This window comes from Mycetocola miduiensis (genome assembly GCF_900115155.1).
In the GTDB taxonomy this organism is placed as follows: domain Bacteria; phylum Actinomycetota; class Actinomycetes; order Actinomycetales; family Microbacteriaceae; genus Mycetocola_A; species Mycetocola_A miduiensis.
Map to the genome: position 1 here is coordinate 205,982 of NZ_FOVM01000007.1, position 24,631 is coordinate 230,612.

24 protein-coding genes are annotated in these 24,631 nt (G+C 63.2%); 9 read left to right on the plus strand and 15 right to left on the minus strand.

All coding sequences use genetic code 11. From position 1 onward, the window contains the following. Positions 1 to 14: 14 nt before the first annotated feature. On the minus strand, positions 15 to 179 hold the full coding sequence (locus tag BM197_RS16365) for an LPXTG cell wall anchor domain-containing protein (protein ID WP_090712068.1): 165 nt from the start codon (positions 177 to 179) through the stop codon (positions 15 to 17). A gap of 231 nt (positions 180 to 410) precedes the next feature. On the opposite strand from BM197_RS16365, the gene BM197_RS12700 reads away from it, so the two are divergent. Beyond that, complete coding sequence (locus BM197_RS12700) at positions 411 to 2,981, plus strand: sensor domain-containing protein (RefSeq protein WP_090712070.1); 2,571 nt, start codon at positions 411 to 413, stop codon at positions 2,979 to 2,981. A gap of 168 nt (positions 2,982 to 3,149) precedes the next feature. Here BM197_RS12700 and BM197_RS12705 read toward each other — a convergent pair whose 3' ends face one another. Beyond that, positions 3,150 to 3,629, minus strand: a complete 480-nt coding sequence (locus BM197_RS12705; protein WP_090712072.1) for a hypothetical protein — start codon at positions 3,627 to 3,629, stop codon at positions 3,150 to 3,152. A gap of 137 nt (positions 3,630 to 3,766) precedes the next feature. On the opposite strand from BM197_RS12705, the gene BM197_RS12710 reads away from it, so the two are divergent. Both BM197_RS12710 and BM197_RS12720 read left to right on the plus strand, forming a co-directional pair. Next, positions 3,767 to 4,774 (plus strand): LLM class flavin-dependent oxidoreductase, encoded by a 1,008-nt coding sequence (locus BM197_RS12710; RefSeq protein ID WP_090712074.1) that lies wholly within the window; start codon positions 3,767 to 3,769, stop codon positions 4,772 to 4,774. Between the two features lie 1,461 nt (positions 4,775 to 6,235). Further along, positions 6,236 to 6,787: a hypothetical protein gene (locus BM197_RS12720; RefSeq protein WP_177216836.1), complete on the plus strand. Its 552-nt coding sequence runs from the start codon at positions 6,236 to 6,238 to the stop codon at positions 6,785 to 6,787. Positions 6,788 to 7,371: 584 nt separating this feature from the next. Here BM197_RS12720 and BM197_RS12725 read toward each other — a convergent pair. From BM197_RS12725 to BM197_RS12745, 5 genes are all read right to left on the minus strand, one after another. Next, on the minus strand, positions 7,372 to 7,851 hold the full coding sequence (locus BM197_RS12725; protein WP_090712076.1) for a hypothetical protein: 480 nt from the start codon (positions 7,849 to 7,851) through the stop codon (positions 7,372 to 7,374). A 106-nt stretch (positions 7,852 to 7,957) separates the two neighbouring features. Beyond that, complete coding sequence (locus BM197_RS12730; RefSeq protein ID WP_245762532.1) at positions 7,958 to 9,463, minus strand: DUF4389 domain-containing protein; 1,506 nt, start codon at positions 9,461 to 9,463, stop codon at positions 7,958 to 7,960. Between the two features lie 57 nt (positions 9,464 to 9,520). Then, entirely contained in the window at positions 9,521 to 9,808 is a 288-nt protein-coding gene (locus tag BM197_RS12735) for a hypothetical protein (RefSeq protein WP_090712078.1), read from the minus strand. Then, positions 9,808 to 10,689 carry a hypothetical protein gene (locus BM197_RS12740; RefSeq protein WP_090712079.1) on the minus strand — a complete coding sequence of 294 codons (882 nt, stop codon included), beginning with the start codon at positions 10,687 to 10,689 and terminating at the stop codon, positions 9,808 to 9,810. The genes BM197_RS12735 and BM197_RS12740 overlap by 1 nt, the downstream gene beginning before the upstream one ends. Positions 10,690 to 10,696: 7 nt before the next feature. Beyond that, positions 10,697 to 11,587, minus strand: a complete 891-nt coding sequence (locus BM197_RS12745; protein ID WP_177216837.1) for a hypothetical protein — start codon at positions 11,585 to 11,587, stop codon at positions 10,697 to 10,699. A 469-nt stretch (positions 11,588 to 12,056) separates the two neighbouring features. Between BM197_RS12745 and BM197_RS12750 the strand changes: the two genes are divergently transcribed. Further along, positions 12,057 to 12,452 carry a hypothetical protein gene (locus BM197_RS12750; RefSeq protein WP_090712081.1) on the plus strand — a complete coding sequence of 132 codons (396 nt, stop codon included), beginning with the start codon at positions 12,057 to 12,059 and terminating at the stop codon, positions 12,450 to 12,452. Positions 12,453 to 12,569: 117 nt separating this feature from the next. Here the strand turns inward: BM197_RS12750 and BM197_RS12755 are convergent, their stop codons facing one another. The 3 genes from BM197_RS12755 to BM197_RS12765 form a co-directional block, all read right to left on the minus strand. Next, a complete protein-coding gene (locus BM197_RS12755) occupies positions 12,570 to 13,409 on the minus strand; it encodes a universal stress protein (RefSeq protein ID WP_090712083.1) in 840 nt (279 codons plus the stop codon). Positions 13,410 to 13,532: 123 nt separating this feature from the next. Continuing rightward, a complete protein-coding gene (locus BM197_RS12760) occupies positions 13,533 to 13,901 on the minus strand; it encodes a lycopene cyclase domain-containing protein (protein ID WP_090712085.1) in 369 nt (122 codons plus the stop codon). Continuing rightward, on the minus strand, positions 13,898 to 14,203 hold the full coding sequence (locus BM197_RS12765) for a hypothetical protein (RefSeq protein WP_090712087.1): 306 nt from the start codon (positions 14,201 to 14,203) through the stop codon (positions 13,898 to 13,900). Before BM197_RS12765 ends, BM197_RS12760 begins: the two co-directional genes overlap by 4 nt. 226 nt (positions 14,204 to 14,429) lie before the next feature. On the opposite strand from BM197_RS12765, the gene BM197_RS12770 reads away from it, so the two are divergent. Then, positions 14,430 to 15,377: an ABC transporter ATP-binding protein gene (locus BM197_RS12770; protein WP_245762533.1), complete on the plus strand. Its 948-nt coding sequence runs from the start codon at positions 14,430 to 14,432 to the stop codon at positions 15,375 to 15,377. A 5-nt stretch (positions 15,378 to 15,382) separates the two neighbouring features. Further along, positions 15,383 to 16,999 (plus strand): ABC transporter permease, encoded by a 1,617-nt coding sequence (locus BM197_RS12775; RefSeq protein WP_177216838.1) that lies wholly within the window; start codon positions 15,383 to 15,385, stop codon positions 16,997 to 16,999. Positions 17,000 to 17,022: 23 nt separating this feature from the next. On the opposite strand, the gene BM197_RS12780 is transcribed toward BM197_RS12775, so the two are convergent. Then, on the minus strand, positions 17,023 to 17,784 hold the full coding sequence (locus tag BM197_RS12780; RefSeq protein WP_090712094.1) for an SDR family NAD(P)-dependent oxidoreductase: 762 nt from the start codon (positions 17,782 to 17,784) through the stop codon (positions 17,023 to 17,025). Between the two features lie 264 nt (positions 17,785 to 18,048). Between BM197_RS12780 and BM197_RS12785 the strand changes: the two genes are divergently transcribed. The 3 genes from BM197_RS12785 to BM197_RS12795 all read left to right on the plus strand — a co-directional run bounded on the left by BM197_RS12785 (position 18,049) and on the right by BM197_RS12795 (position 21,353). Continuing rightward, complete coding sequence (locus BM197_RS12785; protein ID WP_090712095.1) at positions 18,049 to 18,585, plus strand: flavodoxin family protein; 537 nt, start codon at positions 18,049 to 18,051, stop codon at positions 18,583 to 18,585. A 38-nt stretch (positions 18,586 to 18,623) separates the two neighbouring features. Then, positions 18,624 to 19,580: a prenyltransferase/squalene oxidase repeat-containing protein gene (locus BM197_RS12790; protein ID WP_090712097.1), complete on the plus strand. Its 957-nt coding sequence runs from the start codon at positions 18,624 to 18,626 to the stop codon at positions 19,578 to 19,580. A gap of 132 nt (positions 19,581 to 19,712) precedes the next feature. After that, entirely contained in the window at positions 19,713 to 21,353 is a 1,641-nt protein-coding gene (locus tag BM197_RS12795) for an ABC1 kinase family protein (RefSeq protein WP_090712100.1), read from the plus strand. Here BM197_RS12795 and BM197_RS12800 read toward each other — a convergent pair. The 4 genes from BM197_RS12800 to BM197_RS12815 form a co-directional block, all read right to left on the minus strand. Next, the gene (locus tag BM197_RS12800; RefSeq protein ID WP_245762534.1) at positions 21,301 to 21,786 is read right to left on the minus strand and encodes a DUF1003 domain-containing protein; all 486 of its coding nucleotides are present in this window, start codon (positions 21,784 to 21,786) and stop codon (positions 21,301 to 21,303) included. The two genes, BM197_RS12795 and BM197_RS12800, sit on opposite strands and share 53 nt — an antisense overlap. A 117-nt stretch (positions 21,787 to 21,903) precedes the next feature. Beyond that, entirely contained in the window at positions 21,904 to 22,332 is a 429-nt protein-coding gene (locus BM197_RS12805; protein ID WP_090712102.1) for a pyridoxamine 5'-phosphate oxidase family protein, read from the minus strand. A gap of 58 nt (positions 22,333 to 22,390) precedes the next feature. After that, positions 22,391 to 24,136, minus strand: a complete 1,746-nt coding sequence (locus tag BM197_RS12810; protein ID WP_090712104.1) for a heavy metal translocating P-type ATPase — start codon at positions 24,134 to 24,136, stop codon at positions 22,391 to 22,393. 145 nt (positions 24,137 to 24,281) lie between these two features. Next, on the minus strand, positions 24,282 to 24,631 hold a 350-nt coding region (locus BM197_RS12815), incomplete at its 5' end, for an integrase core domain-containing protein (protein WP_143095053.1).

Here is a 24,631-nt window from a genome sequence, read left to right on the forward strand (position 1 = left end):
GTGACAGCCAGTGCTTACGCTGCGCCGTTACGGCGACGCCGCAACATCAGCACTCCGCCGCTGAGCAGTAGCGCCATGCCGAGGACAAGTACCCACGGGAGGACATGTCCACCGGTGACGGCCAGCGGCGTCTGCACGGGATGGTCGGTTACGCTCGGTGGGGTCGTTATGTTTTCCACGTTCTTCAACCTGAACCAGCGGGCCAAAGCGCGCGGGCGACCAAAGCCCGCCTGATAGACGACGTCACCATAATGACGCCACAGATGCCCAGCGCAACGCCGCGGAGTGTCCCCAAGTCGGCCTCCGACGTGTCCGCAATGGCTCGCAGCCCTGCTCGCAGTGCTACTCAGGGATACTAGGTAGTCGGCGAACAGAGTCACCGAGGGTCGTTAACGTCAGGGAGGCGAAAGATGCAGCTGCCAAAGGGGCGCGTCCACTGGGCGCGCCACGCGGTCGCCGCGGTGGAGGATCGGGAGCGGGCGTTGCAGGCCGCGGAGGAACTGGCTCAGCAGGGCAGCTGGATCTGGGAGATCGGGCCAGACCTGGTGAGCTGGTCTGAACAGGTGCACCAGATTCTTGGGACCGACCCGGCTGGGCAACCGACGACGTACGACGGATACCTATCCATGGTTCATTCCGATGACCGGGAACGGGTGTCGTCAGCGATCCGGGAGACGGTCTCAACCGGCGTAAACTACGAGGTCGACCACCGAATCGTCCGGCGAGACGGCGAGATCCGAGAGGTCCGCGGCAGGGGCCGAGCCGAGTGGGATCCGAGTGGACAGCCGATCCGATTGATCGGCGGCCTCCAAGACCTCAGCGAGATGAGGATGGCGGCGAGGGAGTCGAACCGGTCGCGTGACTTGTTCGCCGGGGTGCTTGATGCTGCGACGGAGCAGTCCATCATTGCTACCGATCCGCACGGTTTGATCACGGTTTTCAATACCGGCGCGGAGCGGATGCTCGGTTACTCGGCGCAGGAGATGATCGGGACCAGCCCTGAGCGTCTTCACGACCCGGGCGAGATCCGGGCGAGGGCTGACGAGCTGGGTATGGAACCGGGTTTCGAGGTTTTCCTGGTTCAGGCCGCCGCAGGGCAGCCCGAGACGCGGCAGTGGACGTATGTCACCCGTGACGGTCGTCGGTTGCTGGCGTCGATCACAGTGAGTGCGATGCGTGGTCTCCGCGGTGAGGTGACCGGGTTCATCAAGGTCGGCACCGACATCACCGAACTGAACCGTTCACGGGCAGCCTTGCAGGAGAGCGAGTCGCGGTTTCGGGACTTATTCCAGTACGCGCCGAACGGGATGATGCTGGTCGGGGTTGGTTCAGAGAATTCGGGCCGGTTTCTTGAGGTGAATCCTGCGATGTGCCAGCTCACAGGGTACTCAGAGCAGCAATTGCTCGCGATGGACATGAATGGGCTGGTGGCCCCGGGCGATCCTGATGCGAATTCGGATCCGTTTTCGACGCTCCGGCGCGATCCGGCGTCGGGTGCTTCCGTGGAGCAGCACTGGATCCACGCCGACGGAAGCGAGCTGTGGGTACAGGTAAATCTCAGCCCCGGCGCGGCTGCCGCCACCGATGCTGCGGTGGTGGGCCAGGTGGAAGATATCTCGGCCCGTAAACGGGGCGAGGAGGCGTTGCGGCGCCAGGCCTTGCACGACGGGTTGACGGGCCTGCCGAACCGGATCCAGTTGATGGACCGCATGGACCACGCCCTCATGGAGAGCGTGCGCACCGATCGGCGCCTCGGGGTGCTGTACCTGGACCTCGACGGGTTCAAGGGAATCAACGACTCCGCCGGTCATGCCGCGGGGGACCGGGCGCTGGTGCACGTAGCCAATCAGATTCGCGCGGCTCTGGGACCGGGTGACATGGTGGCGCGCCTCGGCGGTGACGAGTTCGTGATGGTGTGTGAAGACCTCGAAAACGATGACGTAGCGAGCGTCATCGCCGATCGCGTCCTGACCGCTCTTCGGACCCCGTTCGTCGTCGGCGACGAGACGTTCGCGCTGAGCGGCAGCATCGGCGTCAGCCTGTCTGACAAATCTTCCACCCCTGAGCAACTGCTCCACCAGGCCGACGAAGCCATGTACGTGGCTAAAGATGCAGGTAAGGGTCGGTTCCAGGTCGGCGGCCCAGACACCCCGGCACATCTGACGCGGACGGCTCAGGCCATGCGCCACATGCGCCTTCTGGCTGAACTGGGTTATGCCGTCGAGCGCGACGAGCTGGTCATGTACGGCCAGCCGGTTTTGGACCTGCCAACCGGCCGTGTGGTGGCAGTCGAAAGTCTTCTTCGCTGGGCGCGCCCCGACGGCGTCATTCTCGCTCCCGGAGAGTTCCTCGACGTCGCCGAGGCGACCGACCTGATACACCCCATCGGGCGCTGGGTTCTGCGGCAATCATGCCGGATCGCGGCCACCTGGGTCGACGTGCTCGACTCGGCGGCACCCGCGGTCCACGTGAACGTCTCCGGCCGGCAACTGGAGACCGGGAGTCTGCACCAGGAAGTGCTCCAGGCCCTGTCGGCCGCGAAGCTTGAGCCTTCCCAGCTGGTCCTCGAGCTCACAGAGACCCACATGCCGCTGATCGCGAATTCCCTCAAGAAGGATCTGCAAGATCTGCGGGATCGTGGCGTGAAGGTGGCCATCGACGACCTCGGTACCGGGTACAGCAGCCTCACCCGGATCACCGAGCTCCCCGTCGACATCCTCAAGATCGACATGAGCTTCGTCAGGGGCGTGGAGAAGGACCCAGCCTGCGCCGCGGTGGTGCGAGGCATCCTGGCCATCGGAGACGCACTCGGCCTGGACGTCATCGCGGAAGGGGTCGAGTCGGCCACACAAGCCGTTCGGCTCAGCGAGTATGGATGCACCAGCGTGCAGGGCTACCTCTACAGCCGTCCTCTGGCCGAACAGGCCCTCCTGAGTCACCTCGCCTCGCACGCCGGCGCCGCTTCGATTCAACCATCGTGACACCTCGCCCCCACGCAGGAGAAGACCTGACAGCCGTACGCTCGTGAAAATGCGCCGCGATCGCCCCCTCGGGTCTTCGAGCGATATCCCCGTCTTGAAGAATCCCGTAAAGCGTTCCATTGAGGGTTCATTGACGTCGTCTAAAGCGGCACTGGCCGGAGCGAGCAGTTAACCAGAGGCGGCAGCCGGAAGGACGCCGGCGAGAAGGGGAGCGAGGATCCATACGTCGGTTTGCAACTCCACGAGAACGGTTGGGGCCCCGCCGAGTACAGCCACCATGCAGAGTATGGCGCCCCGGACAGTTCCGCCGACATTCGGAATCGCGACGGTAGCGAGTATTACGCCGGAGACGGCTAATACCACCCCAACAGCCACGATGCCGATTCCTCCGGAGCGGAAGACGCCACCCCACTTATCGGCAATTTCGCGCAGTCCACGGATGCCGATCTCGAAGGCGAACGCCGATGCTGCGGTCAGCGCAAGTGCCAATACGACCCACACCAGGAAGTTGGCGTCGCTCCACGCTTCACGCCGGACGTCGGCTGCCCACAAAACCACCCAAACGCCGAGGCCGAGAAAAATGGAGAAAACAGCTGCAACCCTGCCGATACTGAATCGTCCGCCACCCGAGTGATGCGACCCGCTCATGGAGCAAGTGTCGCCCAACCGCTCGAAATCGTCCAGCAGTGGCCACCGCAGGCTAGGAATATCCGATCGACAACCGGCGTTTCGGGTATGGACCCCGAATCACTCGGTGCAATCCTTCGACGAAAGGCCACTGGATCTTGACTGTTCCGCTTTCCATCCTCGATCTGGCGACGATCGGACCCGGGCAGACCGCCGCCGAGAGTTTTGCCGGCAGCGTCGCCATAGCGCGGCGGGCTGAGGAACTCGGCTACCAACGGATTTGGTACGCCGAACACCACAACATGTCCTCGATCGCCTCGTCAGCCACCAGCGTGCTGATTGCGCATGTCGCAGCTCATACCGAGACGATCCGGCTTGGTGCGGGCGGGGTGATGCTCCCCAACCATTCACCGCTGACCATTGCCGAACAATTCGGCACGCTGGAGACTCTGCACCCTGGGCGGATCGACCTCGGCCTAGGGCGTGCGCCGGGAAGCGACCAGAACACCATGCGGGCGCTGCGCCGTGACCCGAGGTCTTCAGACAGTTTCCCTCAGGACGTGCTGGAACTGCAGGGCTACCTGACCGGTCCCACCCGGATTCCGGGTGTGGAGGCGATCCCGGGCAAGGGCACCAACGTTCCGCTGTACATCCTGGGTTCGTCGCTGTTCGGCGCCAAGCTCGCCGCTGCACTGGGCCTGCCCTATGCCTTTGCTTCACACTTCGCTCCCAACGCGCTGCACGACGCGGTAGCCACCTACCGGCGCGAGTTCAAGCCGTCCGCCCAGCTCGACAAACCCCACGTCATCGTCGGCGTTAATGTCGTTGCGGCCGCCACCGACGCCGAGGCGCAGGAGATGTTCCGCGCGGCCCTGCGCGCACGGGTGGCCCTGTTGCTAGGCAGAGGCAGGACGTTCACCGATGTCGAGGCGGATCTGATCCTGGACTCCCCGGAAGGCCAGCAGATTGCCCAGATGATGAAGTACTCGGCAGTCGGCACGCCGGACGCGGTCGTGGATTACCTGACGACGTTCACAGCGCATTCCGGTGCGGATGAACTGATCGTGGCACACCAAAGTCCGGGCGTGGCAGGGCAAGTGCGTTCCGTGGAACTACTGGCTGAGGCGGCGGGCTTGACTGGGGCGACGCCAGCGCGAACGCTCTAGAACTGGCTCCGTGTCAGTGCTTGGCGTCTCTTTGGGGATCGCCTTGTACGCGCGGAGCACCGTGCCGGCCTGGATTTCGCGGATCGCCAGCCCACCCATGTGGGGCGCTATCTTTCTTCTCAATGAGCCTTCGGTTTTCATGACGTGTCGTATTTCCCGAGGTTGGTCGCCTTCGGGCCCGTGCCTTCGAGACGACAGTGGTAGATCGTCTCCTTGGACAGCTGGAGGTACTCCGCGAGCTCGTCGACGGTGAGAGGGGGCTTGAGAGGCCTTTTTCAACGAAAAGAACCCCTGAGAACTTATCGTTCATCAGGGTTTTTGGTGGATCTGAGGGGATTCGAACCCCTGACCCCCTGACAGACGCTGGAGTGCAGGTTTGCGCCGTCTTTAGTTGTGGATGCCAGTAATCATATGGGTGCAAGGGCGATCGCTCAGACGGGTACACCGCGTTGAATGTGAATATCTGACGTTGGTTGGCGGTCAAAAGGGACCCAAAAAGGCCCCAGCACACGAAAGTCTCCGTCACCGAGGTATCCCCGAATCCAAGTCCTCTCTGTGGGTGATCCCGCCAGCCCTTTCGCCGGGGCGGTACTCTTGGCTTGCTCGTCATCCCGCCAACGACACGGAGCGCATCCACTCGACGCCGAACAAGCGCGGGTCGCGCTTGTGCTCCTGCGATGGCACGAGATGTCACGTCTGGCCGGTGAACCGCGCGCCTGCCCCAGCGATTTGAGGGGTGGGGCAAGAGTGCGGCGAGTTCCGCTCCCCATTCTCTCGCGCGCTCGAGCTCTCCGTCGGCGATCGGGCCCGAATAGCCGTGCACGCCGAAGGTCTCGGGCTTTGCGACCGGGCGGAATCCGAGGGCCACAAGCCCTCTTCATCGCCTTCTTGGCCGCCGATCCAGGCAGCCGGGGACTCACGACACGAGTATCGAACGCAGCCACAGGAACTGCGCGCTCCGGTTCTGCAAGTAGCTGGATCCATTCACGGATGCCGCGGACAGGAATGTGCTGGGCGCCCTGCTTGCTCGCCGACTCTCGTGTCGAATTGGTTGTCATAGAGAATGCGTGGGTGGGGCCACCCACGACCAACAGTTCAATGTCAGAGTCCAAGGTGCTCGGTGCGGTCGCTGCGTCCACCACATCGGTGCGTTCGCCGATCCCGGCCGCGATTTCGTGCGCTAGTCGCTCTGTGTTTCCCCAGAGCGATTCGAAGACGACTACTACGTGCATAATGGCTCCTCTGCGAGGGTCCGGCTAGCGCTCACCGGTCCGCAGCGGCATCCCCCAATGTCGCTGCCGTCAGGACCGGTGCGGTCTCTTGAGCATGGCCGACAAGAGTCTGTTCTCCCGACTGTGAGCCGAGACTGCGCCCGCACCCACCCACAACCTGCACCGGCCCCCTTTGTCCTGGGACCTTTGACCCTGTGCGTGCTCCCCCGGACTTCCCGATGCTGGCGGCATGGAACAGTTGATCTACTTTGGGGTGTTCTGCCTTTTGGTTCTGGCCTTGTGTATCGTGCGGCCCAACGCTGGCCGGATCTTCCTGGGAATCTTTTTCCTGATCATGGCGACGGCCGTCAATGTTGTGCTTGTCCTCGTTGCGCCGGAGCAGTTCGTGGCCCTGGGCACCCAGGGCGCAATTGTGCCGTCCTATAAATGGTCTTTCGAGCACATCGTCATCGTTGCCCCGGCTCTCTTCGGGTTGCTGACCGCGGCCTACGAGATAGCGGTCGGCCTGCTACTCCTATCGCACGGCAAGTATGTGAAGTGGGGCCTAATCGGAGGAATCGCGTTCCTGATAGGCATAACGCCACTGGGCATCTACACCCTGGCGAACCCGATCATGGCACTAGCGATGGCGTATCTGCTCACCAAAAACTTCGAGAAGAGCCTGGCTGAGATCGTCCGCTCCGCAACCCGACCGCGACCCCGGTCGGCTCGCGCGACAACCTCGGCGACGATAACAGACCGAACTTCGTCAGAAGGCGCGGACCCCCATGGCTGGAATTGATCGGAGTCGTCCTGATCGTCCACCGGTTTGATTAGGCTCGCCCAGGCTCCCGGCGCTTTCGGGCGCGGACTTGCCAACCGCGCCTCGATGCGCCGGTGGCCCACACCTTCCCCCGTTCACGGTTACTCAAGCATGTCGGCGGCGCTTGAAAACTGGACAGCAGCGGCGCTTGAAAAGTGAACACTCAACGATTGGAGACTGATCACTTTGGAAGACTGGGCTCTGACCACCGGGAGTGGTGGCGCGCCCTCACACTCATCGACACAGGAGTGTCCTTGCTGGTGCTGCTCGTGCCTATCCACCCCTTTCATGTTCCCGCGGTCTTGCTCAACGCCGGCATCCTGATCGCATGGTTGGGTTCATATGGCCATCCTCAGACCTCGTCCGGTCATGAGCGCCCCCGGCAAGTCACTCTGCCGGCCCTGGCTTGACGGCGCAGGGCGCGGCGGGCGCGTGGCGAAGACTGAAATGCGAGTGTGACGGGACCTGCGCGAAAGCGAAGATCGTCGCGTCTGGATGCCGTTCGAGCATCCGCCAAGGAACGACGGCTGGGCTCGTCGTTCCACGCCCTGTCCCGGATGCCCTCAACTCTGTTGTTCCGCCAGGTCCTGTCGGTTGCGAGTCACTTCCCGCACCACGATGACTCCGCTAACCAGAATGCTGATGACGCACCCGGCGACGGCGAACCAGAGGACAGTTCGTATCACGAATGCCCAGTCGACGGATCCGTCGCTGAAGCTAAAAGGGAACACGCGAAGCAGTTGGGTGAGAAAGACCAGAGCCACTGCAGACGTGATGATCTCGCCGACAGCCCTCACCCAGCGGATGTCCGCGATCATATTGACCGTGTTTACCAGGATTCCGACGACGAGAGCGAGGTTGAACACGAGTACGACCGAGTCGGCCTCTCCAGTCAGGATCGGAACGGCGCGCCATCCCGGCCAGCCATTCACCAATCCCAGCAAGACGGCGTTGACGACAATGGCGGCCGAAAACCCGATCCGCCGACGGAAGCTGCCGTTGCGGAGGGTGCCGCCCCGGCCGGATTCATTTAGCGTTTCCATTTCTTGATGCTGCACCGCGCGGTCGGTGAGGCACAGGGCCGAACGTCACCTCTACTGAGGTGAACCGACCGGGCGTCGGCCACAGAGTCGCCCTAGGCGCCAGCCGTCACGGTGCATTGACTCCATTGGGCTCACTGACTGGTCCACCAGCTTGAGTGTTGCCCGGATCGACCGGGCCCTGATCCAGCCTGAAGGGTGGGTAGTCGTCGCGAAGCAGTGCGACGTAGGCGATCACTCGGAAGGCCCACCTGTTGATGCCCATGAGCAAATCAAACAGCCCACGCGGATAGATACCGGTGAAAAGAAGCGCAACTCCGACGATCAGGACGAGGGTCCCAACGAGCGAAAGGCCACCCCGAGTCACCGTTTCGTCCCAGCGGTCTTGCCACACGATTGGACCGCTGATCGCGGCGAGGATCAAATAGTGCGGGATCGCCAGCAGCCACCATTTGACAAGGACGAGGCCTCGGCTCAGCCTGTCGGGGTAAGCAACGTCGAAGTCGGCGGGATAATCCGCCCGGTTCAGGGTGAAGGGCGGATATTTGTCGGTGCCAAGTGCCGAGTATGAGTAGAAACCGACTCGCCAGCTCCACCGAAGCACTCCGACGTTGAACAAGAAGAGCGGGTACGGGTACCGGCCGGTGAACAGAATCGCAAAGCCGGCGACGAGTGTGGTGACTCCGAAGGCGAACCAGAGAAACACGAGGATGATGTAATGCGGAATGGCAAGGAGCCACTTCACCAGCCACAGCCCCCGTGACACAGTTGCGTCCCGTTCACCGACGAAGAGAACGGGAGAGCTGCCGCGACCGACCGCCAGCCCAGGTCCGCCAGTCCTCGGACCCTTAAGTGGACCAGCTGGTTGTTGCGATGGCGACGGCAGCGGTCCGGAGCTGTTCCGCCCGAGAAGAATTGCTCCGACGATGAGCAGCGGGAGTCCGATGGCGAGGACGAGGATGCCGGTTCCCACCAGGGCCGCCGCGGCAGGCCCGATGAGATCGCTTCGAACGCCGGCCCGCACGTGGACGTCGATCCCCGCGCTCGCGTCTGCATTCATGATCACGATCCGCCATTCTCCAGGCGTGACCTGCCAATCGAGTTCTTGTGTACCTGCCCCTGACGCTGACTCAGCCCAGAAGTCCTGCTCTGCTGGCAGTTCAGGTTCGGTGGACCCTTCGATTTCGCGATACTCGGCTTCAAATGGGCGGTATGTCACGCTGCGGAGTTCGGCATGCTCAACATCGTCCAGGTAGCGGTCGACGTCTGCTCGCGGAGCGATCCCGATGAACACGTCGGAATTCTCTGCTTCCGCCGTAAGACGCACCGTCGCAAGGTCGAAGGGCAGGTTGGGAATCGGATCCGATGACAACTCCCCCACCGCGGCCGACGTCAGCGCGTATGACGAGGTGGCGAAGCTTTCTTCCGGGGTGGAGAAGAAACCGCTTCTGTCCCGGAACTGATTGGCGCTGGACACGACGACCCCAGCCGTCAGGATCGTCATGCCGAAGAGGGACAGGAGGATGCCGATCGTCAGCAGAACCACCCCGAGTGCGAGGGCGCCACTCGATGCCGGTCGGCGATCGGTGGTCTCGGTGACGTTGAGAGTAGTCATGCGGCGAGTATCGCGCTTCGCAGCGGGTCGGAAGGAGGGTCGAAAGTCCCGGGCCGGCTAGTTCCCTCGCCATGGAAAGAGCAGGTACAGACTTGCCCACGCGAGCCCTGCCAGAAGAATCAATCGGATCCACAGCGCCCAGTCCGTCGTCCATATCCATAGCGCGAGGGCCCACGGCAGGAAAATCACGAACTCGATCGCTTGCAGAAGAAAGGCTTGGCCTCGGAACCACGACCACACGTCGTCAAGATCGCCCTGTCTCAGCAGAAGAGCCAGTCCGAAAGCGCCCCAGAGAATGACGGCGAGGAAGAAGACAATCGCGCTGACGAACTTGGTCGCATCCATCACGAGTCCTTCCGTTTTGTCCGTCGTATCCCGGCCAACAGCAAGACCGCAGCAACGACGTAGAGTGCGAGGATCAGGGGCTCGGCGGGATCGAACGGAATCGATCCGGGCACGCCGGCGGCTGTCTGGAAGACAAGGGCCATCATGTACGTCACCTGATGAAACACGCCCGATACCAGTGCGATGGCCGCGAGCGTGACTCCCCAGGCTGTCCTCCGCCACAACAGCACGGCAGCGGTGAGGTAGGTCGGAACCAGAACCGCGAGGTCAAGTGCCATTCCGAGATGCACGACGCTGTCGGTTTCGACGAGCGAGCTGCCCGGGGGCAACGCATCGGTCAACACAGCCGAGACCGCCCAGAAAACCCACAGAGCTCCCAGCGAAACACCCAGAAGAGCAAGAAGGATCGCGATCGTTCGAACCGGGGTCCGTTGTCGCAGCTGGTCTCTGAGTGCTTGCCTGTCGAAGGATGCCAGCGACGTGATCAGGGCGAACAAGGATACCGAGAACGTCGCCGTATGGATCAGGAATAGGTCGTTGAAACCGGTCCCGAAGATGTAATAGGCGTAGGTATACACCAGATAACCGAGCACACCGGCTGTGAGGAGACCACCCCTCAGCGAACCATGCCCCGCCTCCCACAGCGCTCCGCCCAGAATAGGCACGGCGACCGCTGCCGTGACGAGGTCGAAACCGCGGAGCATGTGAGCGGTACCGCTATCGGCGCCGTAAATTCCAGCTACCGTGAGGCCCAGAACCGATGCCAGGAGGGCCAGCAGCGCAGCGCTTGCAGCAAGGACGAGTGCGGTCCGATTCGTAACCGCGAGGTCGTTCCACGATTTGTCGCCCTTCATCACCACTCGCATATCGCTGTCGGTCATGACGGCGTCACCTCCGTCCGCTTGTTCGTTTGTCTCTGAGCGATGAGTGTGTGCGATCGTCGACGTTCAGGCTTACGGGTGCGACACGCAGCTTCAGAAGATGAACGGAGCCCAGCACCAGGAAGAGCAGCGATAAGGCCGCCGCAGCAAGGAATGCCGGCACGTCAGGCTGTTCGCCGAACCGCGGTTTGACGAGTTCGGCGAGGGCGAGAGAAAAGATCAGGGTGAACCCGAGAATATACACGGGTGGAGCCAGGACGAGGCCGCTTCCACGACGTCGGAACATCAGAAAGGCCAGCACAAGAAACGCTGGCATGATGAAGCACAAGTCCAGGATGAAGATCGAGTACAACGAATCGATCTGATCACCCTGCACCATCAGCGGCAGCAGCATACTGATCCACAACGGATAGAAGATGATCGGTTGCAGGAGCGCACCGAGCGCTGAGACAACCCGGACGCGGTCAGCGAGCTGCGCGTGCTCCAGCACCTCGTCCCGGATCCTGGTGCACGCGAATACAATCCCCCAAAACGACAACGTGAATATGGCGAGATAGACCAGGTAGAAGCCGTTGTACGTGCGTTCGATCACGTAGATGCCGTACGCGTAGAAGAGGTACCCCAGAAGCCCGAGTGCGACGAGATCAAACTTGGGACTCCTGGCGCCGCCCCCGATTGCACTTCCCAACAGGCCGAGGGCAACAATGGCCGAGATGACGTCCTGGGCGAACGCGCCCGGGATGAGAAAGCGGGCTACGACCCCGTCATAAACCCCGGGATTGAGGATGCCCGGAACGGACGCAACGAGAGCGAGCGCTGACACCAAAATCCACAATGCGCGGTGCCATGCCACACCGGGCTCGCTCAGCACCGAATGAAGAGATTGCTTCGCTGTCATGGGTCCGCCTGTGTCCTTTCAGGTTGGTAACGGTCCTGCGATGCCCACTCGGAGCCGGCCATGGGCTCCAGCCCGCCTTAAGATCTGTGCAGTTCCGCTGACACCCAATGGGTGGTCGTCGGCGTGCAAACAGTCCCTTTCGGCGTGCACAGCACGGTAGGCGAGGGCCCAGCCTGCCAAAAGGGTCAAAAGTCCCAGTGCCACAAAACGCTGTGAACCGCACAGGTAACCTTCGACCCTTGCTCCCGCATGCTCTCCGAGTCAGCCGGGCCTCATGGGACGGTCAGGTCGCCGGGCGCGTAGCCGCACCCACTGGGGCCGTCTATCCTGCCATGATCGCTGCCGGGGCCGTCGAAGGCGTCTTCCTCGGCGCTGGTCAGGTGGCGGGATTCGGAAAGGTCCAGCATCGTCCCGCGCCCGCTGGATAGTCGTCACTGCATGCGGAGCTGCTCTTGCATGGTCGATCGGAATGATCCCGAGCGCACTGGCCGACTTCCGTCTGGACGACCCTTTCGCCATTGTTGTTATGGCGTTCGGAGCCGTCTTGCTTCTGACATCCATTCCTGTCCTGCAGTGGCGTGTCCTCCGGTGTTGGATCCAACCGGCTCTTTTCTGGATACCGGCAAATGTTGCTGGCTGGGCCTTCGGCATCCTGTGGACTCTCACGCCATCGCTGTTCATCGACGATCGCACCGCCCCAGGGGCCATTGCCGCGATCTTCGTCACTTCCGGCCTGCGGATGGCGTTCACGGTGGCGGCGATTACCGCGTTCGCCGCACGGAAGGTCATCCGGATTGCGCGACTACTACTACGTGAGGACGGGGATGTTCGTAAGATGCAGCCTACCCGGGAGTCTGACGCGTGAGTTGGCCGGTCGCCGTCCCAGCGGGACGGCCACGCGCAGAGTGTCCCTGAACGCTCACGTCCTGGTCCATTTCGATCCGCATGCTTCCCTTCTTTCCTGCGGGTGTTGGTGTGCGATTCATCGCGTTGGCGCATTGACGACGACGGTCGGGACGGCGGCCGACAGGACGACTGTGTGGCTGACTGATCCGAGAAAGAACCGCTTGATCCCGCGAAATCCCCGGTTGCCGACGACAAGCATCCCTGCTCCCCTCGCCGCTTCGAGAAGCACATCCGATGGGGAGCCCTGCTCGATGATGGGGTCAGTCATCAGATCCGGGTACCGAACCAGGATGCTCTCCATCGCGTCGGTGACGATATCCCGGTACATCTCGGCCAGCGATTCCAGGAGTTCGGGATCATGCTCCGTCTGCCCGGGCCACAATGGTGGTCCTTGCCACGCGCGTACTGGGCGCAGGGTCGCACCCGTGCGCGAGGCCTCTTCTGCTGCGAAAAGTAACGCGGCTTCTTCCGGGTCGTCCACGCCGACGACGATCGTGTGACCGTCGGTGACGAAGGGATGGGGAATGATCGCTACCGGACCGTGGGCTGTTGCGGCGAGCCTCGCTCCTACCGACCAGCTTCGGCGCGGTCTGCTCCCGGTGGCGTGACGCGTCCCCACCGCGATAAGCGCGGACGGCGACGAAAATGCAGCGAGAGACGCGACCGTGTCGCCCTGGACGAGTTCGGTGTGGATCGTCCTGTCGGGATGACCGTCGCGGATGCGTTCCGCCTTCTCCATCAGGTTGATCCGGGCCACGGCTGCAGTTGAGTCGGCGGCAAACGTTTCTTCCAGTGCGATGTCGTTGTCGACCTGAACGAGGACAATCTTTTCTGAAGAGGGCCGAGTGAGAGCCCATTCAATCGCCCGTTCAGCACCATCACTGCCGTCCCACCCGACCACTACTTTCTCAATCATGCTCTCGCTCCTCTTCGGCGATGTGCCAACGGGGCCGCGTGCCGCGAAGCCCTGTCATTTCGTGCGAACTGACGTTTGGAAGCTTTCTCCCATTGAATCGGGCTGAGTAAGGGTCCAAAGTCCCTAGGACGGGAGCGTCCGGTCTGTCCTCTCCTCGGGCCCACGGATGTTCCCGGACTCCGTGAGACGAAGATCCCGTCTTCTGCGGCCGTACTTGTCGAGCACTGCCACGAGAAATACGACGCCAACGATATAGACGAGGTCCTCAATTGGCGCCCACGGAAGATAGATGCCGAGAGTCTTCTCACGGTGAAAGACGTAGACAGGGAGCGCGGAGAGCACGTTGTCGAAGACGAGGGTCGTGACCACGAGGATGCCTGCGGTTCGCAACACGTGCCGGGTGAAGATCACCCGGGTACGCAGGACCGCGTAGTCCAGTACGAGAGCCAACCCGACGAGAGCCAGTGTAAGCACAAGGAATGTGGCCATCATTTGTGGATCCTCAGCATGACGAGCGTGAAATAGCCGAAGAAGGTCAGGAGGAAAATTTCCTCGAGCGGCATGTCGCGGGAGAAGAGAAAGACCCCCATCACCCGCGAGCCGGCGGAGAACACACCCAAGAGCAACCCCGTGATGTCGAACAGAAGGAGTATTGCGAAGACGGCGACCACGACGATGACCGTGTGGCCCGGATCCCGGAAGAGTGCAACCTTCCAATGCCAGTCGATGATGATCATCCCTGCGAAGGCAACGAGGATGCCCGCTAGGTAGACGACGTCCAGAAGTTCCGGCATGCGCGGCCCCCTTCCCTCCCTGTGCCCATCGAGATTCGTGTGTTGATGCTGTACTTGCCCGCACCTCTGTCACAGGGTCGAAGGTCACATCCATGGCAGGAAGGCGGCGCGCCGTGTCGTGAACGCCGGCGCTTTCGCCTGCGCTGACGGCAGGGACTTTCGACCCTGATCCATGACGTCACCCTTCCCTAATGTCCGAGTCAGTACTGAGCGAAGGGGGAAGCGCGTGGCAGCGATCGAGGTTAGCGGGCTTCGGAAAAGTTATGGGGCGACAGCAGTCGTAGATACCGTCTCGTTCTCCGTCGATCAGGGCGAGGTGTTCGCGCTTCTCGGTCCGAATGGCGCCGGGAAGACCACAACCGTCGAAATACTGGAAGGTCACCGAAAAGCAGACGCCGGGACAATTCGTGTTCTCGGTTTCGACCCAGCTTCCAACCCGCGCGAGTTTCGGGAACGGATCGGCATCGTTCTGCAGGACGCCGGATTCGAGGAAGACTTCACCGTCGCAGAATTGATCCGGCTACAACGGCGACTGTACCCTCGCCGGCTCAAGGTCGACGACCTCATGGAGCAGGTCGGGCTCACTGAAAAGCGAAACGCCCGCGTGAAGACGCTGTCAGGCGGGCAACGACGGAGACTTGACCTTGCGCTGGGGCTGGCTGGCGACCCTGAGGTGCTCTTCCTCGACGAACCAACGACCGGATTCGACCCGGCCGCACGCCGGCACGCTTGGACGCTCGTGGAGTCGCTCCGCGAGCAAGGCACGACCGTGCTCCTCACAACGCACTACCTGGATGAAGCGGAGCACCTGGCCGATCGCGTCGCGGTCATGGTCAGCGGGCGCCTCCTCGCCGTCGGGACGCCGGCAGAACTGACAGCCCACCAGAGAAATGTCGTAATCTCTTTCCGGCTGCCCCCTGGGGCAGCGATCAACTCGCTTCCGCCGCTCGTCCGAGGCGTCACCGCGGATGGCGCGGGGTGGACGCTGTCGACAGACGAGCCGACGGCTGCACTGCACGCCCTGTCAACCTGGGCCCTCGAGCGTCGGGTGGAACTCCCTGCCCTTGAAGTGCGGCGGCTCTCCCTGGAAGACGTGTACCTCGACCTCGTGGGCGCGAACAACGACGGCGACGAGGAGCGTGAGATGCACGTACGAGCCCGCGACAGATCATGATCGTCGTGGAACGCACGGGCGCGGCGAGTGTGTTGCTCGTCGCGAAGGATCAGCTCGCGCATGCGACCGTCGCGCTGTGGCGCACGCGCGTCGTTTTGATCTTCACCTTCGGGATGCCGTTGGTGTGGCTGATTCTCGTGGGCCTGCTGGCTGGCAACGACGCTGTCGGTGAAGACGGCCTGCGGGTCATGCAGTTCGCTGCGCCAACGGCCATCGCGATGGGGACGTTCTTCGCCACTATGCCCCCTGTTGCAATTTCGGTCGCCGAGGCCCGCGAGAAGCGGGTGCTGAAAAGGGTTCGAGGTACACCGCTGCCCGCCTGGTGTTATTTCTTCGGGCAGATCGGCGCATCCTTCGTGTTCGCCACGGCGTCGCTCGTTGTGACCCTGCTGGTCAGCGTGACCTTGTACGGTGTTCGGCTGCAGCAGGGCACCCTCGTGGCCACAACCGTCACCCTCCTCGTCGGACTCGTCTCGTTCTCCGCACTCGGCCTGGCGATCGGTTGCCTGTCTCGAAGCGCAGCGATCGCCGAGGCTGCGGCCATCGGCGCGGCGGTCGTCTTATCATTCATCTCCGGCCTGTTCCTGATGGGCGCCGCGCTGCCGCCCTGGCTCGATCGAGTGGCATCGGCGTTTCCCTTGAAGCCCTACGCGAGTTTGCTTCAGGACCAGTTCAATCCGTTTCTCCAGGACAGTTGGGATCCGGCCGCCCTCGCAGTGCTGGGCGCCTGGGGGCTGCTCGGTGCGATCGTCAGCCTCCGCGCCTTCCGCTGGGACGTGTCCCGCCCGCACGCGACGTCGAGGCACGTCCCCGCGGTTCCCGGCCGGAAGCAGCCAGCGCGGTGGGCGCCCGCGATCGTGACTCGGCGTCCCTCTCCGATCTCGCTCATCTCCCAGCAAACGACCGCGTCACTCCGAGTGGTATGGCGTCGGCCCGGGGAGATTTTCTTCTCACTTGCCATGCCCATCGCTCTTTTCGCCCTCCTCGTCACGACGCAGGGCAATGGCGCCCTCCCCAATGGCCAGCCGGTTTCGCTGTCCACCGCAGCGAGCATGGTCACCTGGGGCGCCGGTGTGGCTGCATTCATGAATCTCGCCGAATCTGTGGCGCGGGCGCGCGACACACGCGTTCTCAAGAGAGTGAGGGGCACGCCACTACCGGCACAGGCCTACCTGGCCGGCAAGGCACTGGCTAGCCTGGCGCTGGTCCTCATCCTTCTTCTCGGAATCCTCACTCTGGCTGCGGTGGCATACGGGCTTCGAATCAGCGTCGCCGGGCTGGCCCTCGGCCTCGTCGTCGTGCTGGTCGGCACCGGATCTCTTGCCGCGTGCGGCTTCCTGCTTGCTGCGGTCGTCCCCACCGCCCGGGCGGTCGGTGCTGTCGGCCTTCTACTTCTCTTCCTGTTGTCGTTCTTCTCCGACGTTTTCGTCACTGCGGGGCCGGACTGGATGGGAACGGTCGGTGCCTTCTTCCCCCTGAAACACCTTCAGAACGGACTTGCCACGGCCTGGCATTCGGACGGCGCGGATGTCCCTTGGCTCAATATCGTCGTGCTGACCTTGTGGGGCGTTATTGCCGCCGGGCTCGCCGTCCGCCTTTTCCGCTGGGAGCCCGCCGCCTGATCCGGTCCTTGGTGCGGCGAAGCTCAGATCGTCACCCAGCCGCCGTCGCTAGCCAGGACAACACCGGAGACGTTGGCGGAATCATCGCTCAGGAGCCAGGTGATTGCGGCTGCGAGATGTTCGGGCGTGGCAATGGGCGGCACATTGACCTGAAGAAACGGCCCCAACCGCTCGGCTGCGGACTGCGACCGGAACGGAGCTTCGATGTTCGTGGCGACGCCGCCCGGCGCGACGGCATTGCACCGGATCCCGCTGGGCGTATAGAAGAACGCCGTGCTCTTGGTGAAACCGTTCACCGCATGCTTAGACGTCGTGTACGACGTTCCCGCCGCCGATCCGCGGAGTCCGGCCTCGGAACTCACGTTCACGATCGAGCCGGACCCGACCCCGAGCATGAGGGGCAGCACTGACCGCGTCGTCCGCATCAACGCCGTCAGGTTCACGGCAAGAACGCGTTCCCAGGTGGCGTCGTCGATCTCTGCGGTCGGCAGGAAGCCGTCCATGATGCCCGCCACGTTCGCGAGGGCGTCCACCCGGCCATCGGCCCGACCGACGACGTCGTCGACCGTACCCTGTGAAGTGATGTCACCGGCGACGGTCGCCAACATGTCAGTCGCTGATTCCGCAGACAGGGCATCGAGTCTGGCTGCGTCCACGTCGGTGGCGATGACGCGGGCGCCCTCCCGAAGGAGCCGGACGGCGGTCGCCCTCCCGATGCCAGAGCCGGCACCTGTGACTATCGCCGTTTTTCCGTCGAAACGGTTAGGAACTAAGGAGTGGTCCATTGCTTTGCGTCCTTCCACACGCGGTCGCGCCCGGTTCATCGTTGGCTCCACCGGACGCCCTTACGAACTCCACTCAACCGGCTTCCAGTGGTCAGGCCCAGGGCACAAAGTCCCGGCGCGCGTCACCGGGACGAAAGGCCCTAGCCCTCGGCACCGACGCTCGCACACGATGGGAGGGCATCCGGCGGCCGCCCACAACACGATGGGAGGGCATCCGGCGGCCGCCCACAACAGCCTCGCCGGTTCAAGCAGAAGGGAAACCGCATGAAAGCGCTGGTGGTCTTCGAGTCGATGTTCGGGAGTACCCACGAACTGGCGAACGCGATCGCGAGCGGACTCCGCGAGACATGTGACGTCGACGTCGTCCGTGCCGACGCGGTCGACGCCATTGCGGTCGATGCTGCGGATCTCCTCGTCGTCGGCGCGCCGACCCACGCCCACACCTTGAGTACCGAAGCGTCACGTCACGACGCAGCTACGATGACGTCGGACGCCGACGGTGACCTCGACCTGGAGGAGCCGGTGATGACGCAGGGGCTCCGGGAGTGGTTCGACAGCCTCGAGCACCTGGCGAAACCCTTCGCGGCCTTCGATACCCGGTCCGACATGCCACGGCTCCTGACCGGTGCCTCGTCGAAGCGCATCGAACGCGAACTGCGAAAGAAGGGCGCCGTCAGCGTTCTGCAGCCAGAAAGCTTTCTTGTGACCCGCTTCGCCGGTTTGAAGGACGGTGAAGCGGAGCGAGGTCGCGCGTGGGGTGAGCAGGTTGCCCTGGCGTTCCGCACCACGATGAAGAGATGAGCGTCTGGCCTGCACCGTCAGTGAGACACGCGGATCGGATGGACACGCGCAATCGCTCCCCCATCGTCGAATGGTTGCTCGAGGGCGATCCGTCGGTCCGCTGGCAGGTGCTGCGCGACCTGGAGCACGGCCCTGACGCAGCAGTCCGATCGGAGCGGGAGAAGATCGCAACGTCGGGATGGGGTGCCAGGCTCCTCGCGGAGCAGGGTGCCGATGGACGATGGGCTGGTGGCCTGTACAGCCCGAAGTGGACCTCGACCACCTACACCCTGCTCTTGCTTCTCTGGCTTGGGCTGCCACGGGGAAATGAACAAGCCTTAGCGGGCTGCCGGGTCCTCTGGGACGGTGCCACCTTCTTCGGCGGCGGGCTGACCCTTGCAAAAACCGTGAAGGTGCCCGAGGCCTGTATCACCGGCATGCTCGTGCTGCTCGCCGCGTCTTTCGGTTACCACGACGACCGTATCGAACCGGCTGTCGAGTGGCTGTTGGATAACCAGCTCGCCGATGGCGGCTGGAACTGTGCGGCCATCAGGACGGGCTCCACTCATGGCTCATTCCACACGTCGATCACCGTGCTCGAGGCGCTGCACGCCTATGCGTCGGCGGGAGGAGCCGTGCCAGTCAGGTCGTCGCTTCGAGACGGTCGCGATTTCTTCTTGAATCACTCCCTGTTCCGCTCGCACCGCTCAGGGAAGGTCGTTGACACCGCGTTCACGAGGTTCCCCTTCCCGCCTCAATGGCACTTCGATGTTCTCCGCGGTCTGGAGCACTTCCGATTGAGCGGCGCCGACCGTGACGCCCGGCTGGATGACGCCATCCACGTTCTTCGCAACGCGCGAGGCCCAGACGGCAGGTGGCCACGCCACCAGCCATATCCCGGGCGCTACTGGTTCACACTCGAACAGCCGGGGCAGAGCCGGTTGGCAACCTTACGTGCACTGCGTGTGCTGGACTGGTGGAAGACAGACATCCGCGCCGGTTCGTTCGGGTCATGAACTGGTCACCCCCGATCAGCCTCGGCCTGCGCTCGGGGTCTTGCGCTCCAGCGTCTATGGCATGCAAAACTGGCGAGACGTGTTCGCCCGCACGCAACGTGGGCGGCAATGCCGCGGCAGGGAGTGGGACGTATGGCAGCCTCAAGCAGATACCAGGAGATCGCGGAGACCCTCGGCCGCCACGGGATGGACTTCCTCGCGACCGCCGTCGGCGTGAATTCCTGGCTGCGCCCCTCCCCCAGCTCGCCCGATTCACCGATCCAGGCACGGACTGTGCCCGAACGACTCCGGTTGGTGCTGGAGGAGCTGGGGCCGACCTTCGTGAAGCTCGGCCAACTCCTGTCTACACGACCCGATTTGTTGCCACCCGAATACATCACCGAACTGTCCAAACTCCAGGATTCCGCCCCACCTGTTACTCAGGACGCGATCATCGAGACCGTTCGAGCAGAACTGGGCGCCGACCCGCAGCAGATCTTCGCCGAATTCGACGAGAGCCCGCTGGCATCGGCGTCGATCGGCCAGGCCCACACCGCCGTGCTCGCCGACGGGACAGAAGTGGTCGTGAAAGTGCGTCGACCGGATGCCGTTCGGAAGGTCAACGAGGACCTCGAGATTCTGCAGAATCTCGCCGACCGCGCCAGCCGAATCTGGGAGCCCGCGCGGACGTACAACGTTCGTGGGCTGGTTCAAGAGTTCGCGCATACGCTGCGAGGTGAACTCGACTACCTTCGTGAAGCACGCAACGCGGAACGGTTCGCAGCAAACTTCGCCGGCCATCCCGACGTGTCGATCCCGCGCGTGTTCCGGGAGACCACCACATCGCGTGTGCTCACATTGGAGCGGGTGTCCGGCATCCGTATCAACGATGTGGCCGCCCTCGACGCGGCGGGAGTGGACCGGCCGGCTCTCGCCCGCACCGGGGCCCGGCTCATGCTGCGGATGATCTTCGAGCACGGCTTCTTCCACGCCGATCCCCACCCCGGGAACCTCTTCGTCCAGCCAGACGGTTCGATCACGCTCATCGACTTCGGAATGGTCGGAGACCTGGAACCGGAGTTGCAGGACAAGTTCGTCGATTTCTTGATCGCCTTCACTCGTCGACAGCCCGAAGAGCTCGCCGACGCTCTTATCGATCTTTCCGTGACGAAAGGGATCGGTGATCGCGACCACCTGCGCGAAGGTCTATCGTCGTTCGTCGCGGACTACAGCGACAAGCCCCTGAGCGAGGTCAGCTTTGCTCACCTCGCATCTGAGCTTTTGGGAATCGTGAGGCAACAGCGGCTCCAATTGCCACGAGAAGTGGCGCTGATCTTCAAGGTCCTGATCATGATGGAGGGCATCGGCGTCCAGCTGGATCCGAACTATGACCTGATGGGAGTCCTCACCCCCTACGTACGCCGGATCCTGAAGGAGAGACTCTCCCTCGCCGCGATGTCTCAACGACTTCTTCGCGCGTCCGCCGACACCGGTGCTTTGATGATTGAAATGCCGTCGCGACTGCGGCGCATTCTGGATCGGGCCGACAGGTCTGGCATCGAAGTACATCTCCGTGCCGCCGAGCTCGAACCGCTCGTTGCGCGAACTGAACGCATCGGCAACCGCCTTGTCGCTGGCCTCATAACGGCGGCGCTGATCAATGGCGTCGGTGACCTCATCGTCAGCGAAAAGCGCTGGCGTTCGTGGGAAGGTGCGCTTCTGAGCGCCGGGGTCACGGTGGTCAGTTCTCTGACGGGGTACCTGCTCTGGACATCCCGTCATCGCCATCGGTGACATCGCGATCGCCCAAACCGCTGGCCTGGTCGACGGCCGAGGGGCTCCGCAGCCGTGCGTGCGAGGGCCAAATAGGTTCGAGGCCCTCGTGTTCTCGCAAATTGTTGAGCGCGCGGAACAGCTCGAGCGATATCTCGACCAATTGCTCGATGTCATCCTTCGCCGCCCGGTCCGTCTCATAGTCGTGGCGGGCGAGGGCTGCAGAAATTGCATCCTGCCGCTTCGCCGCGATGAGCAGCACGGCACCCTGTAGTCCGGCGAGCATGCTGAGGAACAGGTTGAGAAGAATGTACGGGTATGGGTCCCACCCTCTGTCGAATGAGTTGAATAGCGCCCAGAGGGCCATGAAAAGGAGGAAGATGCCGACGAAGCGCCAACTCCCCATACCATTTCGCAGTCGGTCGGCGGCTCGGTCGCCCCTGGAGAGCGTCACGATGCTCCTCGTGCCAGTTCGTGAGAGGGGACAAGGCAACCTCTTTTCGTTCTGTCGGGTGCCGATCACGGTGAACCGCTGGAAGACTGGGCTGAACATCCCAGGATCGGGCGGAAGCTAAACGAAATCGGGTTCCGGTTCGGGTCCCAGGTCGAAGTGTCGTCCGTTGATCTCCGATGGGGTCACCCGCACGAAGACAGGCTTCAGGGTGGGCACCCACGACCGCAGCGGAAGGGCCTCCGCCGCATAGATGTCTGCCTGCTTCTCGAGGATGGCTGCCTCTCCCTTCACAACGACGCTCCATGCTTCTGTGGTGCTGTAGGAGTCCACTTCGAATGCGACCGAAGCGTTGATGGTGACCTCGAGAAGCTTGCTGCCTGGTGCGGTTCGAAAGACGAAGGAATTCTCGTCGGCGTAATAATTGATGGGGAAAATGTCGGGATGCCCGGCAACGCTGACAGCCAGTCTGCCCATCGTGCGCTCTCGGAGGAAATCCCATGCCTCCTCTTTCGTCAACACGGTAATCGGCTCATCGATACTCGACATGCTGGGCTCTCTTCCTGCGACGTGGTCGCGAGATGGTCGCGACCACGGGGTGTGACGCTCACTCGCGGCGGGTGTCCTTCAGTACACGTGATGTTCTCGCAGCCGATGCTGTCAGTGGCTCAGATGAACCGGAAGGGCCGAACGTCCCGAGTCGAGCCCGAAGAGCCCAGAGAATGGTCACGACGTCTACAGCCTCCTGGAGGATGGCGCCGAAGAGGGCGGGAAGGACGCCGACGCTCGCGATGAGCATCAGGACGATATTGATGCTGATGCCCAGCCAGATCGCCTGAAGCGCTATGTGAGTGGTCTCACGGCCGACACGGACGGCGTACGCGCCGCGCATGATGTCGTCGAGCAGGATCACCACATCGGCCGACTCGCTCGCTGCCGTCGAGCCTCTCGCCCCCATGGCGACGTCGATGTCGGCCGCTGCGAGCACGGGAGCGTCGTTGACTCCGTCACCGATCATCATCACAGGGCGAGGATGCATGCCGGCGACAATACGAACCTTGTCTTGAGGCAGGCACCCGGCGTGAACATCGGTGATCCCCAGATCCGTCGCGATGCGCTCGGCCGTCACGCGCAGATCTCCGGTGAGCATCGCGGTGCGCCGGACTCCTAGCGACGAAAGCGCCCGCAGTGTTGCGGCGGCGTTCTGCCGGACCTCGTCCGCGAATTCGATGCACCCGGCGTAGTGACCGTCCACGCCGACATAGATGGCCGTACGTCCCCCCTCGAGTGGCGGCGCAGAGAAGGGCCCGACCTGAGACTCGATATACGACCGCTTGCCCACAGCCACCTCGTGCCCGCCCACCCGCCCTCGGACCCCTGCTGCGGTTTCCTCCTCGACGTTCGTCGCCTCGCGCAGGTCCAACTGACGTTTCGCAGCCGATTCCACGAGCGCACGAGCGAGGACATGGCTTGAATACTGTTCCACGCTGCCCGCCAGTAGCATGAGTTCGTCAGGGACGACCCCCGGCGTCGGTTCTACGGAGGCGACCGACGGTGTCCCCCTCGTCAGGGTGCCGGTCTTGTCGAAGGCCGCCGACCGCACTCGTGAGAGCTGTTCCAGTGTCGCGCCGCCCTTGACCACGATTCCGGCCCGAGCGGCGCGGCTGATGCCGGCTACGAACGCCACCGGCGCGGCAAGCAGTAGCGGGCAGGGGGTCGCGACGACGAGAACCTCGGCAAACCGCGTCGGGTCGCCGGCTATGACCGCAGAGAAGGTGGCGATCGTGAGTGCGACGAAAGTGAATGGGAGCGCGTAGCGGTCGGCGAGCCGAACCAGCGGTGGGCGGCTCTCCGACGCCTCTCGGACGAGATCCACGATTTGCTGGTACTGGCTGGTGGCGGCCGTGGCCGTTGCGATCATGTGAATCGCGTCTGCCCCGTTGATGGATCCGCTAAGCAGGGCATCGCCTCGCACATGCTCGACCGGCATGCTCTCGCCGGTGAGTTGGGATTCGTCGGTGGTCGCACCACCGGAATCCAATCGCCCGTCAACGGGAACGACCTCGCCGGGCTGAACGAGTAGCGCATCGCCGTCGACGATCCGGGCGAGGGGGATGTCGACGAGCGAACCGTGGAGGGTGAGGTGATGCGCGATCGTCGGAACGCGGGCAAGAAGCGCGCTGAGTTCAGCCCGCGCCCGCCGGTTCGCGTACTCTTCGAGCGCCTGTCCGCCTGCGAGCATCAACACGATCACGAGGCCGGCCCAGTATTCGCCAACGGCGATCGTCGCGATCATGGCCATGATCGCGAGAAGATCGAGGCCGAATTGGCCGTGGAAGAGTTTCCTCGCCATCCTCCAGGCCTGCACGGCGCAAACCGCAAGCACGTAGGTGCTGATGAACCACTGGAAAGCCCGCCCGGAACCCAGGGTGGTGCCTCCGAGCCCGCACGCTCCACCGCCAGCGTGAGGACGACGAGCCGGGAACTCTCAGTCCGGCCTAGTTGTACTGCACAGGCAGGTTAGTTAGCCGGCTAATGGGTGGGTGGCCTCCGATGGCGGTGTGGGGTCTGTGGTGATTGTATTCGTGGAGCCAGGCCGGGAGCGCGTTCCGGCGGGCTGATTCCGTTGGGTAGTGCTTGCTGAATGCCCAACCGTCGGCGAGAGTGCGGTGGAAGCGTTCGATCTTCCCGTTCGTCTGTGGACGGTAAGGGCGGGTCTTCTTCGCTTTGACGCCAAGCTCGGAGCAGGTGTCGCGCCAGAGGTGAGATTTGTAGGCAGAGCCGTTGTCAGAAAGCACGCGTTCGACCGTCACGCCGCGGGCGGCGAACCAGGACACTGCCCGGCGCA

Coding starts and splice junctions, on each gene's coding strand:
- BM197_RS12700 (WP_090712070.1), top strand. CDS start 411: ATGCAGCTGCCAAAGGGGCGCGTCCACTGGGCGCGCCACGCGGTCGCC.
- BM197_RS12705 (WP_090712072.1), bottom strand. CDS start 3,629: ATGAGCGGGTCGCATCACTCGGGTGGCGGACGATTCAGTATCGGCAGG.
- BM197_RS12720 (WP_177216836.1), top strand. CDS start 6,236: ATGGAACAGTTGATCTACTTTGGGGTGTTCTGCCTTTTGGTTCTGGCC.
- BM197_RS12725 (WP_090712076.1), bottom strand. CDS start 7,851: ATGGAAACGCTAAATGAATCCGGCCGGGGCGGCACCCTCCGCAACGGC.
- BM197_RS12730 (WP_245762532.1), bottom strand. CDS start 9,463: ATGACTACTCTCAACGTCACCGAGACCACCGATCGCCGACCGGCATCG.
- BM197_RS12735 (WP_090712078.1), bottom strand. CDS start 9,808: ATGGATGCGACCAAGTTCGTCAGCGCGATTGTCTTCTTCCTCGCCGTC.
- BM197_RS12740 (WP_090712079.1), bottom strand. CDS start 10,689: ATGACCGACAGCGATATGCGAGTGGTGATGAAGGGCGACAAATCGTGG.
- BM197_RS12745 (WP_177216837.1), bottom strand. CDS start 11,587: ATGACAGCGAAGCAATCTCTTCATTCGGTGCTGAGCGAGCCCGGTGTG.
- BM197_RS12750 (WP_090712081.1), top strand. CDS start 12,057: ATGATCCCGAGCGCACTGGCCGACTTCCGTCTGGACGACCCTTTCGCC.
- BM197_RS12755 (WP_090712083.1), bottom strand. CDS start 13,409: ATGATTGAGAAAGTAGTGGTCGGGTGGGACGGCAGTGATGGTGCTGAA.
- BM197_RS12760 (WP_090712085.1), bottom strand. CDS start 13,901: ATGATGGCCACATTCCTTGTGCTTACACTGGCTCTCGTCGGGTTGGCT.
- BM197_RS12765 (WP_090712087.1), bottom strand. CDS start 14,203: ATGCCGGAACTTCTGGACGTCGTCTACCTAGCGGGCATCCTCGTTGCC.
- BM197_RS12780 (WP_090712094.1), bottom strand. CDS start 17,784: ATGGACCACTCCTTAGTTCCTAACCGTTTCGACGGAAAAACGGCGATA.
- BM197_RS12785 (WP_090712095.1), top strand. CDS start 18,049: ATGAAAGCGCTGGTGGTCTTCGAGTCGATGTTCGGGAGTACCCACGAA.
- BM197_RS12790 (WP_090712097.1), top strand. CDS start 18,624: ATGGACACGCGCAATCGCTCCCCCATCGTCGAATGGTTGCTCGAGGGC.
- BM197_RS12795 (WP_090712100.1), top strand. CDS start 19,713: ATGGCAGCCTCAAGCAGATACCAGGAGATCGCGGAGACCCTCGGCCGC.
- BM197_RS12805 (WP_090712102.1), bottom strand. CDS start 22,332: ATGTCGAGTATCGATGAGCCGATTACCGTGTTGACGAAAGAGGAGGCA.
- BM197_RS12810 (WP_090712104.1), bottom strand. CDS start 24,136: ATGGCGAGGAAACTCTTCCACGGCCAATTCGGCCTCGATCTTCTCGCG.